The organism is Nocardia coffeae, from assembly GCF_019890715.1.
Lineage (GTDB): Bacteria > Actinomycetota > Actinomycetes > Mycobacteriales > Mycobacteriaceae > Nocardia > Nocardia jiangxiensis.
The window spans coordinates 35,163-52,222 of sequence record NZ_JAINZY010000001.1 but is presented as its reverse complement, the minus strand read 5'-3'; the positions used below and the strand labels follow the sequence as shown (position 1 = coordinate 52,222).

Sequence of the window (17,060 nt, the reverse complement as noted above, 5' to 3'; positions counted from 1 at the left end):
TGACCATTGCTGATCGGTCGGTCGCGGGCCGATCGAGACGGGATTTTCTCCGGCGGCCCCGGGGTGGCGAATTCGAATCTGTCGGTGCCATCGCCTACGGTTTCGCGGCATGCGGATCCTGCACACTTCCGACTGGCACATCGGGCGGACCTTCCACGGTGTGGATCTGCTGGCGGATCAAGCGCGTTCGCTCGAATCGCTGGCCGAGATCGTGGCCGAGCAGCGGGTGGACGTGGTGCTGCTACCGGGTGACGTCTACGACCGGTCGATACCCAGCGCCGATGCGATCGCGGTGTGCAACCGGGGATTCGAGGCGATCCGGACCGCGGGCGCGGTGATCGTGGCCACCTCGGGCAATCACGATTCTCCGACCCGACTCGGCGCGCTCGGCAGTTTCGCCGCGGCGGGCGGATTGCATCTGCGCACGTCGGTGGCGGATCTGCAGCGTCCGGTGGTGTTGCGCGATGAGTACGGCGAGGTGGCCTGCTACGGCATTCCGTACCTGGAGCCGGAGATCACGCGCGTGGAACTGGGTGTGCCCCAGGCTCGTTCGCACGCGGAGATCCTGGACGCGGCGATGAGCCGGGTGCGCGCGGATCTCGCGGCGCGCGGCGGGGCGCGCTCGGTGGTGCTCGCGCACGCCTTCGTCGTCGGCGGGGAGGCGACCGGATCGGAGCGGTCGATCTCCGTGGGCGGGGTGGAGACCGTGCCGGCCGGCGCGTTCGAGGGGATCGACTACGTGGCCCTCGGGCATCTGCACTCACCGCAGACGCTGTCCGAATCGATCCGGTATTCCGGTTCGCCGCTGCCGTATTCGTTCGCCGAACGTTCCCATCGCAAGGCGGTGTGGATCCTCGATCTGGGGCCCGAGGGGCTCACCGGCGTCGAGCGGCACGACCTCCCGCAGGTTCGCGGACTCACCCAGCTCACCGGCACGCTGGACGAGTTGCTCGACGATCCGGCCCACGTCGAGGCCGAGGAGCACTACGTCTCGGCGAATCTCACCGACCATGCCCGCCCGGTGGACGCCCTGCGTCGCCTGCGCCAGCGTTTCCCGCACGCGGTGCATGTGGAATGGGTTCGCCCCGAAGGCAATCCGGACCTGCGCTACCGTGAACGGGTGCACGGCCGCCGCGACACCGAAGTAGCGCACAGCTTCCTCACCGACGTGCGCGGCGAACCCACCGACACCGAAATGGACTGGCTGGCACGCGCGTTGGCCGCCGCCACCGCCGAACGCGAGGTAGCCGAAGCGCAGCCGGTCGAAGTGGGGGAGCGCACGGCATGAGCGGCCGGGTCCGGAGGCAGCAGCGCGGTCTTGTCACTGCCCGTGGGCGCGCAGGCAGTCGGGCAGGCACGATGTGCGGGCAGGGTGGGCCGGAGGTGGCGGGGATGCGTGATCGGGGTCGTGGGAGGCTGATCGGATGAGGCTGCACCGGTTGGAGTTGACGGCGTTCGGGCCGTTCGCCGACACCGCGGTGGTGGATTTCGACGTGCTCGGGGGCGACGGGCTTTTCCTGCTGCACGGGCAGACCGGGGCCGGGAAGACGACGGTGCTGGATGCGATCGCGTTCGCGCTGTATGGGAAGGTGCCGGGGGCACGCGGGGACAGCAAGCGGCTGCACTCCGATCACGCCGATCCGCAGACGCCGCCGCGGGTGGTGCTCGAGGCGACGTTGGGTGGGCGGCGGCTGCGGCTGATCCGTTCGCCGGAGTTCCGGCGGCCCAAGAAGCGGGGCGAGGGCTGGCGGGACGAGCAACCGAAGGCCACGTTGGAATGGCTGGACGGCCGCGGCCAGAACCTGTCGCGGCTCAGCGATATCGGCGACGAGGTGATCCGGCTGCTCGGGATGAGCGCCGATCAGTTCTTCCAGGTGGTGTTGCTGCCGCAGGGCGACTTCGCGCGTTTTCTGCGCTCTGAGAACGAGGATCGCGAAAAACTGCTCGAAAAGCTCTTCGACACCGAGCGATTCGGCACCGCCGAACAATGGCTGACACAACGTCGCCGGGACAGTACCGCCGACCTGGACGCGCAGCGGCAGAGTATCGATCGGCTCATCGGGCAGGTGGTCGTCTCCGCGGGGGTGGGCGCGACCGAGACCGTCGGTCCGCTCGAGGCCACCGAATGGTCGCAGCAACTTCTCACCACCGCACGCGCCACTGTGCTGACCACGAAATCCGAACTAGCACAGCGCCAAGCGGATTCGACCGACGCGCACGCGGCGGCCGAGCAACAGCGCCGTCTGCACGACCTGCATCGCCGCCTGTCCGCTGCCCGCTCGCAACTGGACGCGTACGCCTCCACCGCGGAACTGCGGGCCCGCCGCCGCATCGAACTGGATCAGTCCCGTCGCGCCGAGCCGGTTGCCACCGCGCTCGATGAGGCCCGCACGGCGGCGACGGCCCTGCGTCGGCGCACCGGCGACACCCGTGACCTCGCGGAACGTCTCGCCGCGCGGCTGCTCGAACCGCCCAGTGCCGAACTACCCGGAACTGTCTGGGCCGCAGCTGATCTGGCTGCTGCCGAAATCGCCGACACCGATCTTGCGGCCGAACTCGCCGCCATTCCGCCGGTTCCGGACCAGAATCGAAGTGCGGGAACGGTGTTCGAGGATGTTGCTGGATCCGGACCTGCAGGTCCGGGCGAGATCGACAGGGCAGCAAGTGATCCGGCTGATCGAGAGGATCAGTCGTCGGCCCTCGAATCCGATACGCTCGTCCACGACCCGAGTACCTCTACGCGAGATGGTGAAGGGGTGGAGCTCGAGACGAGCGCCGAGGGCGACAGGGCGGCAGATCGTGTTGCGGGAGCGTCGACGAGCGGGTCCGGCACCTCGGCCGACCACGCCGCGGGCGCAACGCCCGTGGGTGCGGGGGCCGAAGGGCGTGAGTCGGGGCATCGAGGGGAAGCTGGTGTCGATCAGACTCCGGTCGGCTATGTCGAGCTCGAGTTGTTCTCGATCGATCCGGTGCCCGGTGCCGATGTGAGTGGGGCCGGAGAGTCGGCTTCCGGCGACGCAGGAGAGGCCAGGCGGCGGGGATCGAGTGAGGCGACTGCGCGGCGGGGGAATGCGGCGCGCAAGACTGCGAAGACCATTGTGGGAGATCGGCCGCTACGCGTGGTGGATTCGGCGGCCGACTGGGCTGCCGATGACGGCGAGCCGGGGTTGTTCGCGGTCGAGTTGCCTCCGGTGGTGGATGCGTCGTCGGCGGAAGAATCGCCTGTTGTGGGCGAGGACTCGGCAGCTGAAACCGACGGATCCGCAGGCGAATTCGAAGCCGAGGGGCCGGGCCATTCGGAGGCCATCGCGAGTAGCACGGTTCGAGAGGGCGAATCGACTACGGGAGTACATGATTCGAGTGTCGGACCGGTAGCGGATCAGTCCGGCGGCGATGCGGATGCCGACTCCGATGTGCGGGAGACGTTCCGCGGCGATGATTCCGACGTCGAACTCACCGGGATCGATGCGGCGATTCAGCGGTGGTCGGCGCAGATCGGTGCGCTGGACGAGGTGCGGACGGATGCGGAGTCGGCGCAGCGGGTGAGCGTCGAACTCGCGAGGCTGCGCAAGGAGCAGTCGTCCCTGCAAGCCGGTATGGCGAAGGTGTCCGCCGCTCGTGCTGCGATGCCGGAAGCTATTGCCGCACTGGATGTCCGGGTGCGCGAGGCAGAGCAGGCGGCGGCCGGGCTGGCCGGACTGCAGGCGGAATGCGAACGGCTGCGCACCGCGTCGGAGGCGGCCACCGGACTGGCTGCCCGGCGTGCCGAACTTGCCCGTGCCACAACCGCATTCGAGTCGGCGCGGGTGGCGCACGTCGATGCCCGCGAGCACACGCTCGCGATCCGGGAACGTCGGCTGGCCGGGATGGCGGCCGAATTGGCGGGTGCGCTCGCCGTCGGACAGCCGTGCAGCGTGTGCGGTTCCGCGGACCATCCGGCCCCCGCGCAGCCGACCGCGGCCGCCGCATCCAAGGCCGACGAGGAACGTGCGGTCGCCGCCGAACACACTGCCGAATCCGCCCGTGACCGAGCGAAATCCCGAGTGTCCGAGCTGGAGAACGACATCGCGGTGCTCGTCGCTCGCGGCGGCGAGGGCGACCGTGCCGAGTTGTCCGCCGAACTCAACGTCGTCACCGAACGCTACAAATCCGCCCGCCGTGCCGGTTCCCGCGTCGAGGAACTCACCGCCGAGCTGAACCGGTTGCGCGCCGAGGAAACGCGGCTGCAGAACGAGCTGCGTGAACTCGAGATCCGCAGCAGTGCCGTGGAGGAAGGTCTCATCGCCGCCGATCGCCGGATGGCCGAACTGACCGACCGTCTGCGCCTCGCCGCCGGAGCGGACCGCACGGTGGATCGCCGCCGCGCGCGCCTGGATGCCCTCGTGCGCGATGCCACCGAACTCCGCACGGCCCGAACCGAAGCGGGCGCCGCCCGTGAACAGGTGACGACGCTGGCGCGCCGGGTGGAGCAGTTGGCTCGCGGGGCCGAGCTGGTGACGCTCGCGGATGTGGTTGTGCCCGAAAATGGTTCGGAACCGGACTATTCCGTACTGGCGGCCTACGCGAAGGTGGTGGCCGCGGCTACCCGCACCGCGCAGGAGCAGAGCGCGATCGAGAGCGAGCTGACCGAAGCGGACAGCAAACGCGCGCATGCCGAAGCCACCCTGGCCGAACCCGACATCCAGGCCGCCGCCGATGCCGAACTCGGTGATGTCCGGCAGCTGGAAGCCCTAGTCGCACAGGCGCGTACCGCGCTGGATGCGGCCGTGGCCGCGCACGCCCAGGCCGAACACCGGGTGCAGCAGCTCGAGGAGCTGGGCACGCAGCTGTGGGCCGCGGTGGATCGCATCACACCGATGCAGCGCGCCCACGAGGAACTGGCCGGGCTCGCCGATGTGGTGGCCGGTCGCGGCGAGAACAACCGCCGCATGTCGCTGCGTTCCTACGTGCTCGCGGCCCGGCTCGAGGAGGTGGCCATCGCGGGTTCGGTACGGCTGCGTCGAATGTCCGGTGGCCGTTACGAATTCGTGCACACCGATGTCGCGGGCCGCAACGGTCGGCGGGGCGGCCTCGGCCTGGACATCCGCGACGACTACACCGGCGCGATCCGCCCGGCCAAAACCCTCTCCGGCGGCGAAACCTTCATGGCCTCACTGGCTCTCGCGCTCGGCCTGGCCGATGTGGTGGCCGCCGAATCCGGCGGCCTGGTGATGGACACCCTGTTCATCGACGAGGGTTTCGGCAGCCTCGACGCCGACACCCTCGACGCGGTCATGGGCGTCCTGGACGACCTGCGCTCCGGCGGACGCGTGGTGGGCATCGTCAGCCACGTGGACGAAATGCGCCAGCGCATCCCCAGCCGCCTGCACGTCATCCGCCAACCCACCGGCTCACATCTGAAAACCATTGTCGCATAACGATTTACGTGTATCCCCGGTGCGGGCGGCCTTGCGGTGCCGCCGCTCGGCCTCGGTGAGTTCTCCGCGCCGAACGAGCAACAACCCGAGCCTGTTCATCGCCTCGAGGCTGCCCGCATTCGCGGCCTGGCGATACCAGCGCTCGGCGTGGCGTGCCTGGTCAGGATGCCGCTGCTGCGGACTGTTCGTGCTGTAGCAGCCGTGCCTTGACGTCGAGTCCCCAGCGGAAGCCGCCGAGGGTTCCGTCGGTGCGGAAGATGCGGTGGCAGGGGACGAAGAGGGCGGCGGCGTTGCGGGCGCAGGCGTTGGAGGCGGCGCGGACGGCTTCGGGACGGCCGGACAGGGCGGCGAATGCGGTGTAGGTGATCGGTTTTCCGGGTGGGACGGTGCGCAGGACATCCCAGGCGTGCAGCAGGAACGGGCCGGAGGTCTGGCGCACCGGGATGTCGTCGATCGCGAAAACCTCACCGGCGTGGTATTTCTCGACCGCGCTGGTCACCTCGCCGAGCGAATTGCGTTGCCGCAGTTCATCGGGACGCAGGCTGGGATGCACGACCCGCACCAGCTCGTCGGAATCGGCGGTCCACCCGGCGGCCAGGACCGCGCCGTCCGCATCGACCACCGTGGTGAACGGCCCGAGCGGCGTCGGGATCGTCGCGAATTCGGCGGTATTCATCGTCCTGCACCTACTTTCACCAGTTCGTCGGCCCGGGGGCCGGTGCTTGTGTGCGGCGAGATCCGTTATCGCACAACCGCGGTGGCCGTATTCCCGGTCCGCGCGGGTGCGGGCCGGGCGGCGAGAGCCTGCTTCCACAGGTGCATGGACAGATAGGATCGCCACGGCGACCACCGCGCGGTGTCGCCGAGATCGATGCCCAGCAATGTCGCACCGCGCCGGACCACCAGATCGGTGTGCATCAGCACGTCGGGATCGGCGAGGAGTCGCATCGTCACGTAATCCGCCGTCCACGGCCCGACCCCGTCCAGCGCGAGCAGATCGCGGCGCAGGTCGGAGGCGGTGCGGCCGGCGTGCAGGCGCAGATCCCCGGAGGCCAGCGCGCGGGCCGCCGAGACGATGGACGCGGTGCGCCGCGCCGGCCCGGTCAGCACCTCGGTACCGCGCTCGGCGATGGCGGCGGCGGTCGGGAACAGTCGTGGTACCGGCCCGCCGATCTCCTCGCCCAGCGCCTCGACCAGGCGGGCGGTGTGCGTGGCGGCCGCCGCGACCGAGATCTGCTGACCGATCATGGTGCGCAACAACAGTTCCGGGCCGTCGAGGCAGCCGGGGACGCGGATGCCGGGACTGAACATCGGCCCGCGCCCGGACTCCTGGCCACCCGCGAGCGCCTCATCGATACCGACCGGATCGGCGTCCAGATCCAGCAGGTGTCGCAACCGCGCCACCGTCGGGGCCAGATCGCGCATATCGTGCAGGGCCAGGCCCGCCCGCACATGTCGGGGCTGCACACTCAGGCGCACCGTGGCATGTCCGTGCGGTGTGCGCAGGCCGCGGGTGTAGTGGCCGTCCTCCCACAGATCCAGTCCGGGCACCGCGTGCGAGGACAGGAACCAGGTCAGCCAGCCCGCGTCGAGCGGTTCGCGATAGGGCAGCCGCAGGGTGAGCATGCCGTTCGTCGCGGGCAAGGTGTCGCCGCGCAGCCGTCGCGACTCGTCGCGCAGAATCGTCGGGCTGACCGCGAACACCTCCCGCACGGTGTCGTTGAACTGGCGGATGCTGGCGAATCCGGCGGCGAAGGCGATATCGGACATCGGCATTCGCGTGGTCTGGATCAGGAGCCTGGCGGTGTGCGCGCGGTGCGCCCGCGCCAGAGCCAGCGGCCCTGCGCCGAGTTCGGTGGTCAGCACCCTGGTCAGCTGACGTTGCGAGTAGCCCAGCGATCCGGCCAGCGCGGGCACGCCACCGCGTTCGATCACCCCGTCGGCGATCAGTCGCATGGCGCGCGCGGCCAGGTCGGCGCGGGTGTTCCACAGCGGTGAACCGGGTGCGGCGTCGGGCAGGCAGCGGCGGCAGGCTCGGAATCCGGACTGCTGTGCCGCCGCCGCGGTCGGCAGGAACGTCACGTTCGCGCGTTTGGGAGTGATGGCCGGACACGATGGGCGGCAATAGATTCCGGTAGTGCGGACGGCTGTCACGAACTGCCCGTCGAAACGGACGTCGCGGGTGGTGACCGCGCGGTAACAGCGCTCGAACTCGAGACCGTGTGCACTCACGCAATCCACCCTGTCAGGCTCCGGCCCACCACGCTAGCGGAAAACAGACGTATATGGTCAACAGCAGCGGGTGGCCGGATTGCGCTCGGCGGCCGCATACCGCTCCCGCCAGTACTCCCGTTCGGTCGGGACCGGGCACTCGGGATGATTGCGCCGAAGATGCTCGACGTACCGCGCGTAATCCCGGCCGCCCAGAATCGCATTGACGTATCCGGCCACGGCCCGAGCCGCGCGCGCGACACCGCGTGCGGCTCGGATCGTGTTGCCTCGCGGCCCCCGGGCACCGAGGGCCGCATCCGGGATCGGCGCGGACGTCATTCCGCGGGCACCGGATGAGCGGCCCCGGGGGCGGCGACCTTACCGGTTTTCACCAGCTCGTCCCACTGCTGCTGCACCTCGCGTTCGGTCTTGGTGGCCAGGAATCCACTGGGCGCGAAGATCTTCGAGGGCACCTCGGGCGTCTCGGTGGTCTCGCTCCCGCCCCGGCGCAAGGCCCGGACGCACACCAGTGCACCGATCACCGCGACGATCAGCACCAGCACCGCGAACACGATCGAGAGCGTGCCCTGGATGAAGCTGTTGCGGATCACCTTGTCCATATCGTGCATGTTCTTCGCCGGGGACAGCACCTTCCCGGCGTCGCGGGCCGAGCTGTAGACGCTGTGCTGCTTGAAATAGCCCAGATTCTTGTCGCCGGAGAAGATCTTCTGCCACGACGCGGTCATCGTCACGATCAGATCCCAGATCAGTGGCAGCGCGGGAATCCACGCCCACTTGACCAGGCCCTTCTTCACCACGATCACCATCACCACGGTCAGCGCGATCGCGGCGAGCAGCTGGTTGGCGATACCGAACAGCGGATACAGCGTGTAGATGCCGCCGAGCGGATCGGTCACGCCCATCAGCAGCACCGAACCCCAGCCCGCGACCACGAGCGCCGAGCACAACCACGCGCCCGGCCGCCAGGACGGATCGGAGAACCTGCGGGCGGGGCCGCCGAGGTTGCCCAGGGTGTCCGAGAGCATGAACCGCGCGACACGGGTACCGGCGTCGATCGTGGTCAGGATGAACAGCGCCTCGAACATGATCGCGAAGTGGTACCAGAACGCCTTGAGCGAGGATCCGCCCAGGAACCCTTGCAGCACATGGGACATCCCCACCGCGAGCGTCGGCGCGCCACCGGTCTTGGACAGCAGTGAACTCTCGTCGACGCTCTTGGCCTCGTTGATCAGATCGGTGCCGGTGACGGGCGTGCCGCCCAGATTCATCCCGTTGATCTTCTTGGCCGCGGCATCGGCGGTGGCCTGCGCGACCTGCGCGGGCGAGGCCCCGGCGGGCAGGCCGGGCGGGGTGGCGGTCAGGCCGCCGGTGTTGATCGCGAAGAACACGTGCTGATCGATGATGCTGGCCGCGATGATCGCCATCACCGCGACGAACGACTCCATCAGCATGCCGCCGTAGCCGATCATGCGCGCCTGGGACTGCTTCTCCAGCAGTTTCGGTGTGGTGCCCGAGGAGACCAGCGCGTGGAATCCGGACAGCGCACCGCAGGCGATGGTGATGAACAGGAACGGGAACAGGCCGCCGGCGAAGGCCGGGCCCTTGCTGTTACCGGCGAACTGGGAGATCGCGGGGGCCTTGAGCACCGGCATGGTGATCAGCACGCCGACCGCCAGCAGCACGATGGTGCCGATCTTCATGAACGTGGACAGATAGTCGCGCGGCGCGAGCAACAGCCAGACCGGCAGCACCGAGGCGATGAAGCCGTAGATGATCAGGATCCAGGAGATCGTGGTGCCGTCCATCGTGAAAGCCGAACGGCCCCAGCCCGAATCGCCGACCCACTTACCAGCCCCGATGACGAACAGCAGCAGCACGAAACCGACGATGGAGATCTCACCGACCTTGCCCGGCCGCACGTAGCGCAGATACAGACCCATCAGCACGGCGATCGGAACCGTCATCGAGATCGAGAACACGCCCCACGGGCTGCCGCCGTGCAACTGCCCGTCCGCGCCCTTCGTGGCGGCCAGCGCGTTCACCACGACGATGCCGAGCACCGCCAGCAGGATCACCATGATGGCCAGCACCGCGACCAGTGCCGCGACGCCGCCGACCACGCCGAGTTCGTCGCGCGCCATCTGCCCGAGGCTGCGGCCGCGACGTTTGACCGAGGCCCACAGCACCAGATAGTCCTGCACCGCACCGGCGAGCACGACGCCGACCACGATCCACAGGGTGCCGGGCAGATACCCCATCTGCGCGGCGAGCACCGGTCCGACCAGCGGGCCCGCACCGGCGATGGCGGCGAAGTGGTGGCCGAACAGCACCCGCCGGTCCATCGGCAGGTAATCGGTGCCGTTCTCCAATTCCTCGGCGGGCGTGGCGACATCGTCGCGCGGCTGGGTGATCCGGTTCGCGATCAGCCGGGCGTAGAACTGGTAGGCGATGATGTAGGTGCAGACCGCGGCGACCACGATCCACACGGCGTTGACGTTCTCACCCCGGCTGATTCCCAGCACCGCCCAGGCGACAGCGCCGAGGACGGCGATGACGAGGAATATCGCCTTCTTCGTCGTGCTGATGGGTGAGCGGTCCACGACCCCGACCGGAGGTAGGTCGGGGTCGGTCCGCAGGTATTCGATCGTCGCCATGCGAGTAACTCTCCCGTGCTCATGTGCGGATCCGACATTTGGGATCGGACAGGGGAAGTTTGCCACGGCGGACCGACAGGCCGGGGCGGTAACGAGCGGATCCGGTGCGGGAAACGTTGTCCGTGCGTGTGCTGCTCAGGATCGCGCGGTCTCGACCGTAAGCTGCGCGTGCTGATCCGTTGGATTGCTGATGTTTTGCCTGATCGGGTGCGTGTGCCGGGTCGAATGCGGCGCCTGCGATCGGGCCGACGAGGAGGTCCGTGAACCCGGTGCGCCGCCGAACCCTGCTCGGATCGATGCTGGCCGCGCCGATCCTGGCCGGCTGCGGCGCCGCCGACGAGGATGCGGTGACCTTCTTCTTCCAGGCGCGACCGCAGGAGGCTCGGGCCCGGATGCGGATCATCGCCGCCTTCTGCGAACGTCATCCCGAGATCCGGATCCGCACCGTAATGTCGGGCCCTGACCCGTTGCAGCAGATGCTCACCTACTGTGCCGGGGGTAAATGCCCGGACGTGCTGATGGCCTGGGACCTGCTGTTCGCGGGTCTGGCCGACCGCGGGGTGCTGCTGGATCTGCACACGATGCTCGACCGCGATCCGGAATACGCCGCGACCCTGCGCGCGGACAGCTATCCGACCCTGTACGAGACGTTCGACTACCGCGGCGGCCGGTACGCCCTGCCCGAGCAGTGGTCCGGGGTGTTCGTCTACTACAACCGGAAACTGCTCGCCCAGGCCGGAATTCAGCCCCCGGTCCGCTGGTCGCAGCCGTGGAGTTTCGAGCAGTTCCTCGCCGCCGCACAGGCGCTGACCCGTCGCGACGATCGCGGGCGGGTCCGGCAGTGGGGATTCGCGGACGCGTGGGTGCCCTGCTATTCGGCGGCCTGTTTCGGGATGAACAACGGCGCGCAGTGGTTCAGTCCGCCGACAGCGCCGATCCGCACCGATATCGGTGATCCGCGCTTCGCCGAGGGATTGCAGTTCTACGCCGATCTCGCGGTGCGGCACGAGGTCGCGCCGAGCGTCGCGGATCGGTTGTCGGACTCGGCCGCGGATCTGTTCGCCGGCGGGCGGGCGGCGATGCTGCTCGGCGGGCACTGGCTCTATTCGGAATTCGTCGAACAGGACGATCTGGATTTCGACGTCACCGTACTGCCGGTGGGTCCGCGCGGCGGACCGGGCGCGATCACCGGTATCGGATGTACCGGGCTGGCCATCGCCGCGCACAGTCCGCGACGTGAACAGGCCTGGGAGTTCGTGAAATTCGCGACCGGACCGATCGGACAGGCGATCATCGCCGAATCGGGTCTGTTCGTTCCGGTACTGCAATCGGCCATGAGCTCACCGGGATTCGCCGCTGCGCATAGCCGGATCGGCAATCTCGAGGTGCTCACCGGCGGACCCGCGGCCTCCCGCACGATGGTGACCACCTCGGCCTGGGGGAAGGTCGAATCGCTGATGTCGCGAGGCTGCAATCGGGTGCTGCGCGGTGCGGCGCAGGCGGATTCGCTCGGCGCGATGGCGGGGGACATCGATGCGCTGCTGCGAGCGACGACGTGAACGGCCGGGGCGGGAACCGGCGAATTCACCGATCCGCCTTGGACCGGCAGCGATCGCGAGCCGGAATATCCTTCGTCGCACCGAATCTGGCCGCGGTCGCGCTGTTCATGCTGTTCCCCCTGGGCTTCTCGCTGTATCTGAGCTTCCATTCGTGGGATCTGTTCCGGCCCATGCGGTTCACCGGACTCGCCAACTACCGTCAGCTGTTCGACGATCCGATGTTCTACATCGCACTGCGCAACACCGCGGTCTTCACGACGCTGACGCTGGTGCCGACGGTCGTGATCAGCCTCGGCGCGGCCGCCGCGCTGAACCGGAAACTGAAGGGGATGGCGCTGTTTCGCACCGCGGTGTTCCTGCCGCTGGTCGCCTCGACGGTCGCCATGGCGGTGGTGTGGCGATTCGTATTCGTCACCGACGACGGTCTGCTGAACATCGTGCTGGGGTGGTTCGGGGTGCGGCCGGTGCCCTGGCTGACCGATCCGGGGTGGGCGCTGATCTCGCTGAGCATCGTCACAGTGTGGAAGGGGGTGCCGTTCGCGACCGTCATCCTGCTCGCCGCGATGCAGGCGATTCCGGGAGACCTGTACGAAGCCGCCATGATCGACGGGGCCGGGGCGTGGCGGCGGTTCCGGTCCATCACCGTTCCGCTGCTGCGCGGGGCGCTGTCGTTCGTCCTGGTGATCACCGTGCTCAACACGGTGCAGGCGTTCGATCAGGCCTACGCGCTGACCGACGGCAACGGCGGACCCGAGACCGGCACCTACGTACTGGGAATCATGCTGTTCCAGAACGCTTTCCGGTTCTATCAAGTCGGCTACGCGGCCGCGCTGGCCTGGGTGATGTTCGCGGTGCTGCTGGTGCTGACCGTGCTGCAACTGCGGCTCTCGCGCCGCGAGATGTGACGGTCGGCACAGATCCGGGCTGTCACAATCGGGATTCGGGCGGGGTCTGCATGGATGTCCGGATCATCGTACGGAGAGGGGAGCATCCCATGAAGGTCATGATCGTGTGCGCATCGGTATCGCACGGCAACACCAGGAAGGTCGCCGAGGTGATGGGGGAGGTGCTGCGGGCGCGCGTCGTCGAGCCGGAGCAGGTCGATCCGGCGGAGTTGGCGGCGGCCGATCTGGTGGGCTTCGGATCGGGAATCTTTCTGCGCGCCTTCCATCCTCGGCTGCGCGATTTCGTCGAGGGGCTCGCGGTCGAATCGCGCGGCAGCGCATTCGTATTCGCCACCAGCGGATTTCCCGAGGCGCGGTTCCAGCCGTTCAGCCGGCCGCTGGTCGGGGCGCTGGAGCGCAAGGGTTTCCAGGTCGCCGGGACGTTCTCGTGCCGCGCGTTCGACACCTATCTGCCGTTCAAGCCCGTCGGCGGTATCCGCAAGGGACGGCCGAACGCCGACGATCTGGCCGCCGCGCGCACCTTCGCCGAGGGGTTGCGGGATCGGATCGGCGCGCGGTCCTGATCGCTCGAGCCGGGCCGGATCGGCGATCAGGCAGCTCGGACGCGTCGTAGCGGGCTCGTCCGGCGGTGACCGGGGCTAGATTGAACCTGCCATCGGGTGATCCGGGAAACCGTCGAGCGAGGAGGCCCAGTGACCGAGGAGACGACCGGGTGGGGCGGGGGTCTGTGGGCGGCGGCCGATCTGGTGACCCCGATGTCGATCCGGGTGGCCGCGACCCTGCGGCTGGCCGATCACATCGTCGCGGGCACGCGCACGGCCGACGCGCTGGCCGAGGCCGTGCACGCCGATCGTGACGCGTTGGGCCGGGTGCTCGCACATCTGGTGACCGCCGGGGTCCTGGTCCACACCGAGACCGGTGAATTCGACCTCACATCGCTCGGTGAGCACCTGCGCGACGACGATCCGCAAGGGTTGCGTCCCTGGCTCGATCTGGAGGGTGCGATCGGCCGCGCCGACCTGTGCTTCGTTCAGTTGCTGCACACCGTCCGCACCGGCGAGCCCGCATTTCCGGAGCAGTTCGGCCGGCCGTTCTGGGACGATCTCGCGGCCGATCCCGCTCGCGCCGAATCCTTCGACGCAGTCATGGGCGCCCGGCTGGTCGCGGATGCGGACCTGGTCGCCACCGCGTATCCGTGGGGCGAGCTGGGACATGTCGTCGATGTGGGCGGCGGCAACGCCAGTCTGCTGATCGCGTTGCTGCGCGCCCACACCGACCTGCGCGGCACGGTCGTCGACCTGCCCGGACCGGCCGCCCGCGCCATCGAGGCCATCACCGCGGCCGGTCTGGGCCACCGCGCCGACGCGCGGGCGGGCAGCTTCTTCGATCCTCTTCCAGCCGGTGCGGGCGGCTACGTTCTGTCCGGTGTCCTGCACGACTGGGACGACCCGCACGCCGCACGCATCCTCGAACGATGCGCGCAGGCCGCCGCCCCGACCGGCAGGGTGCTGCTCGTGGACAATATCGACACCTCGCGCGGCGGCATCCCCGACACCGAAGGCGATCTGCGCATGCTCTGCTACGTCAACGGCCGCGAACGCACTCTGGAACAACTGGCCGAACTCGCCGCCCCGACCGGCCTGCACCTCGGTGAGACCGTCCCCGCCGGGACACGCTCGATCGTCGAGTTCCGGGTGCATCTCTGAGTGACGTTCGTCCGGTGCGATTACTCCTGTGGCACAGGGATTTGCGGGCCTGCGGTTCGGGCCAGGAGTTGGGCCTCGTAGCTGTAGGCGAGGTGTTCGCGGGACTTGAGGGTGTCGGGGTGGTCGGGCCCGAGTAGGCGTTCGCGGTCCTCGGCGGTGCGGGTGTGCGCCTCGATCGCCTCGCCGAAGCGGCCCGCGTCGTGATAGGCGACCGCGAGGTTGTTGCGGGCGATGAGCGTGTGCCGGTGGTCGGGCCCGAGTTGGCGTTCGCAGTCGGCGAGCAGGCGTTCGAACAGGTCGGCCGCCTCGCTCGCGCGGCCGACCTCCGCGTATCCGTGTGCCAGGCCGATACGGGCGCGCTCGGACAGCGGATGGTCCGGACCGAGCACTCGCTCACTGGTGCTCAATGCCTGTTCGTAGAGCTCGGCTGCCTCGCCCGCACGATTCGCCGCGGCGCGGTCCGAGGCCAGGTTGACCGTCGAGTGCAGCGTGTCCGGATGTTCCGGGCCCAGGACGCGTTGCCGGGCGGTCAGCAGACGCTCGTCCAGCGCGGTCGCCTTCGTCACCATCCCGGCCTCGCGCAGGCATGAGGCCAGGGAATCGCAGGTGATCAGGGTGTCGCGGTGATTGGCGCCGAGCAGTCGCTCACTGTCCGCCAGGCAGGTGCGGTAGAGCTCGATCGCGTCGTCCAGCCGCCCGTCCTCGCGATAGGCCAGGGCCAGATTGTGACGTGCGGTCAGGGTGTTCTTGTGGTCGGGTCCGAAACCCTTCTCACTGTCGGTGAGGGTGCGTTCGTACAGGTCGACGGCCTCCACCATGCGCCCGGCCTCGCGATAGCAGCGCGCGAGACTGCCGCGGAAGATCAGCGTGTCGAGATCCTGTGGGCCGAAAGTGCTCTCGCTGTCGGTGAGCACCCGCTCGTAGACGTCGATGGCCTGCGAGGATCGCCCGGCCTCCCGATACGCGCGGGCCAGATTTCCGGCCGAGATCAGGGTGTGCCGGTGCAGCGGGCCCATCGCCCGTTCGCGATCGACCAGGATCTTCTCGTACCGGGCGATCACCTCGGCGTGTTCGTCGTCCAGGTCCGAATACGCACTGCCCGTGGTGATTCGGGCCGGTGCCGCGTTCGGGTCCGGCTGGCCGGAGGTTCTGGGAATGGGGGCCGTGGGGTTGTCGGCGGGGTCTGGTGTCTCGGTGACCGCGTCCTGTGGAGAAGCCGATTCGGACGTGGAATCCGCTGGTGCGGAACCGGTGTCGGTTGGTTGGACCGTCTGCGCGGTGTCGACGACGGGCTCTGCGATTGCCGGTGGTTCCGTCGTGCCGTTCGTCGACCCGTCGCTGGTGCCAGTCGGTTGCTCGGTTACGGGGGCGTCGACTGGATCGGAATCAGGGGTGCCGACAGGCTCGGAATCGGTGGCATCAGGCGATATTCCGGGCTCAGCGGCGTCGGTGCGGTCGGATTCCGCGGTCGGTCCACCAGCGTCGTCGAGTGATTTTTCCGGTTCGTACGCAGTGTCGTCCACGAGCCCGAGGGGTGCGGAATCCGCATCGGCGCTCGGTGTTCCGGGCCGGGTGACCTCGGATGCCGCAGTGGATTCATCGATGGTGGGGATGTGCGACGACTCGGTCTCGGGAGTGTCGGCGGGGTCGGATTCCGTGTCGTGGTCCGGTGTTCCGGACGTGACTGTGCTCCCGGATTCCGTGAGGGGCTCGGCCGCGATGTCATCGCGCGGCTCCGGCGATCCGGCCCCGGATTCGCCAGGCTCGCAAGATGTTTCTCCGTGCGGTGTTTCGACCTGGGCGATGGTGGTTCCGACGGACTCGGCGACGGTTTGGGCATTTGGGCCGGACATGGCGTCGGATTGGTTGGACTCGACGACGGCGAGGTGGCGCGGTTGCGGCGAATCCTGCGATTCGGCAGCAGTTTCCGCCTGGTCGGGGTGATCGTCGGCAAGGTTCGGCGATTCGGATCCGGTGTCGCCCAGCGGTTCGGACGGCTCCGCCGCGGTCTGCTCGAAATCTGCTGGATCGGTATCCCATTGCGGCTCAGCAGATTTCGATTCCGAGATCTGCGCAGCTTCGGCAACATCGACGGGCAACTGTTCCGCCGATTGCGCAATGGTTTCCGGAAACGGAATCGACAGGGTGTCGGCGCCGTTCCCGGCCTGCGACTCCGATTCGGGAACCGGCGCGAACACACCCTGCGTCGGCTCGCCCACCAGCGGTTGCAGGGTGAGCTTCAGCGTGTGCGTGGTGGTTCCGGCGGGCTCGGGCGACTGCGGTCCGACCACGCGGAAGCGGGGCTCGCCCGCATCGGTGTCGATCAGCAGCCGCACCGTCAATTCGGCTGCGCGCGTCTCGAATCCGCTCGTCCGATCGCCTGTCATGGCGGTGAGCTCCCGGGTGAGCGCCCGTAGCACGTCGGGCAACGGAATCGTCTCGGTCACCGCAATCCGGTCGTCGGTCATGATCATCCCCTTGCCGGAACTCGAGTGGGCATCCGCGGGCGGCGGTCGTTCGAGTTTATCGTGCCGGGCTCCCGCGGCCACTCTCCGAGGACCCCAAACAGACTGTACGGCAGGGCTTC

Annotated in this window: 11 protein-coding genes; 6 read left to right on the top strand and 5 right to left on the bottom strand. The window is 68.6% G+C overall.

Translation table 11 applies throughout. The features are described from left to right. The first annotated feature begins 109 nt into the window (after nt 1–109). Nucleotides 110–1,288 (top strand): exonuclease SbcCD subunit D, encoded by a 1,179-nt coding sequence (locus tag K7711_RS00230; protein WP_222963759.1) that lies wholly within the window; start codon nt 110–112, stop codon nt 1,286–1,288. 136 nt (nt 1,289–1,424) lie between these two features. Then, nucleotides 1,425–5,417, top strand: coding sequence for an AAA family ATPase (locus K7711_RS00225; protein WP_235746493.1), 3,993 nt, complete (start codon nt 1,425–1,427; stop codon nt 5,415–5,417). A 160-nt stretch (nt 5,418–5,577) separates the two neighbouring features. Here the strand turns inward: K7711_RS00225 and K7711_RS00220 are convergent, their stop codons facing one another. From K7711_RS00220 to K7711_RS00205, 4 genes are all read right to left on the bottom strand, one after another. Then, on the bottom strand, nt 5,578–6,093 hold the full coding sequence (locus K7711_RS00220) for a methylated-DNA--[protein]-cysteine S-methyltransferase (protein WP_222963757.1): 516 nt from the start codon (nt 6,091–6,093) through the stop codon (nt 5,578–5,580). Nucleotides 6,094–6,158: 65 nt separating this feature from the next. Then, nucleotides 6,159–7,649 carry an AlkA N-terminal domain-containing protein gene (locus K7711_RS00215; RefSeq protein ID WP_372460082.1) on the bottom strand — a complete coding sequence of 497 codons (1,491 nt, stop codon included), beginning with the start codon at nt 7,647–7,649 and terminating at the stop codon, nt 6,159–6,161. 57 nt (nt 7,650–7,706) lie between these two features. Continuing rightward, nucleotides 7,707–7,907 carry a YbdD/YjiX family protein gene (locus K7711_RS48290; protein ID WP_308014569.1) on the bottom strand — a complete coding sequence of 67 codons (201 nt, stop codon included), beginning with the start codon at nt 7,905–7,907 and terminating at the stop codon, nt 7,707–7,709. Between the two features lie 56 nt (nt 7,908–7,963). Beyond that, nucleotides 7,964–10,303, bottom strand: coding sequence for a carbon starvation CstA family protein (locus K7711_RS00205; protein WP_222963751.1), 2,340 nt, complete (start codon nt 10,301–10,303; stop codon nt 7,964–7,966). Between the two features lie 296 nt (nt 10,304–10,599). On the opposite strand from K7711_RS00205, the gene K7711_RS00200 reads away from it, so the two are divergent. From K7711_RS00200 to K7711_RS00185, 4 genes are all read left to right on the top strand, one after another. After that, complete coding sequence (locus K7711_RS00200) at nt 10,600–11,862, top strand: ABC transporter substrate-binding protein (protein ID WP_222966488.1); 1,263 nt, start codon at nt 10,600–10,602, stop codon at nt 11,860–11,862. 38 nt (nt 11,863–11,900) lie between these two features. Next, entirely contained in the window at nt 11,901–12,767 is an 867-nt protein-coding gene (locus K7711_RS00195; protein ID WP_235746492.1) for a carbohydrate ABC transporter permease, read from the top strand. Nucleotides 12,768–12,856: 89 nt separating this feature from the next. After that, complete coding sequence (locus tag K7711_RS00190; protein WP_222963749.1) at nt 12,857–13,330, top strand: flavodoxin family protein; 474 nt, start codon at nt 12,857–12,859, stop codon at nt 13,328–13,330. A 129-nt stretch (nt 13,331–13,459) separates the two neighbouring features. Beyond that, entirely contained in the window at nt 13,460–14,473 is a 1,014-nt protein-coding gene (locus tag K7711_RS00185; protein WP_222963747.1) for a methyltransferase, read from the top strand. Between the two features lie 20 nt (nt 14,474–14,493). Here the strand turns inward: K7711_RS00185 and K7711_RS00180 are convergent, their stop codons facing one another. Further along, the gene (locus tag K7711_RS00180; protein WP_222963745.1) at nt 14,494–16,941 is read right to left on the bottom strand and encodes a tetratricopeptide repeat protein; all 2,448 of its coding nucleotides are present in this window, start codon (nt 16,939–16,941) and stop codon (nt 14,494–14,496) included. Between the last annotated feature and the right edge of the window lie 119 nt (nt 16,942–17,060).

What these genes read in the sequence shown, in the direction of transcription:
- K7711_RS00230 (WP_222963759.1), top strand. Translation starts at nt 110, where the DNA reads ATGCGGATCCTGCACACTTCCGACTGGCACATCGGGCGGACCTTCCAC.
- K7711_RS00225 (WP_235746493.1), top strand. Translation starts at nt 1,425, where the DNA reads ATGAGGCTGCACCGGTTGGAGTTGACGGCGTTCGGGCCGTTCGCCGAC.
- K7711_RS00220 (WP_222963757.1), bottom strand. Translation starts at nt 6,093, where the DNA reads ATGAATACCGCCGAATTCGCGACGATCCCGACGCCGCTCGGGCCGTTC.
- K7711_RS00205 (WP_222963751.1), bottom strand. Translation starts at nt 10,303, where the DNA reads ATGGCGACGATCGAATACCTGCGGACCGACCCCGACCTACCTCCGGTC.
- K7711_RS00200 (WP_222966488.1), top strand. Translation starts at nt 10,600, where the DNA reads ATGCTGGCCGCGCCGATCCTGGCCGGCTGCGGCGCCGCCGACGAGGAT.
- K7711_RS00190 (WP_222963749.1), top strand. Translation starts at nt 12,857, where the DNA reads ATGAAGGTCATGATCGTGTGCGCATCGGTATCGCACGGCAACACCAGG.
- K7711_RS00180 (WP_222963745.1), bottom strand. Translation starts at nt 16,941, where the DNA reads ATGACCGACGACCGGATTGCGGTGACCGAGACGATTCCGTTGCCCGAC.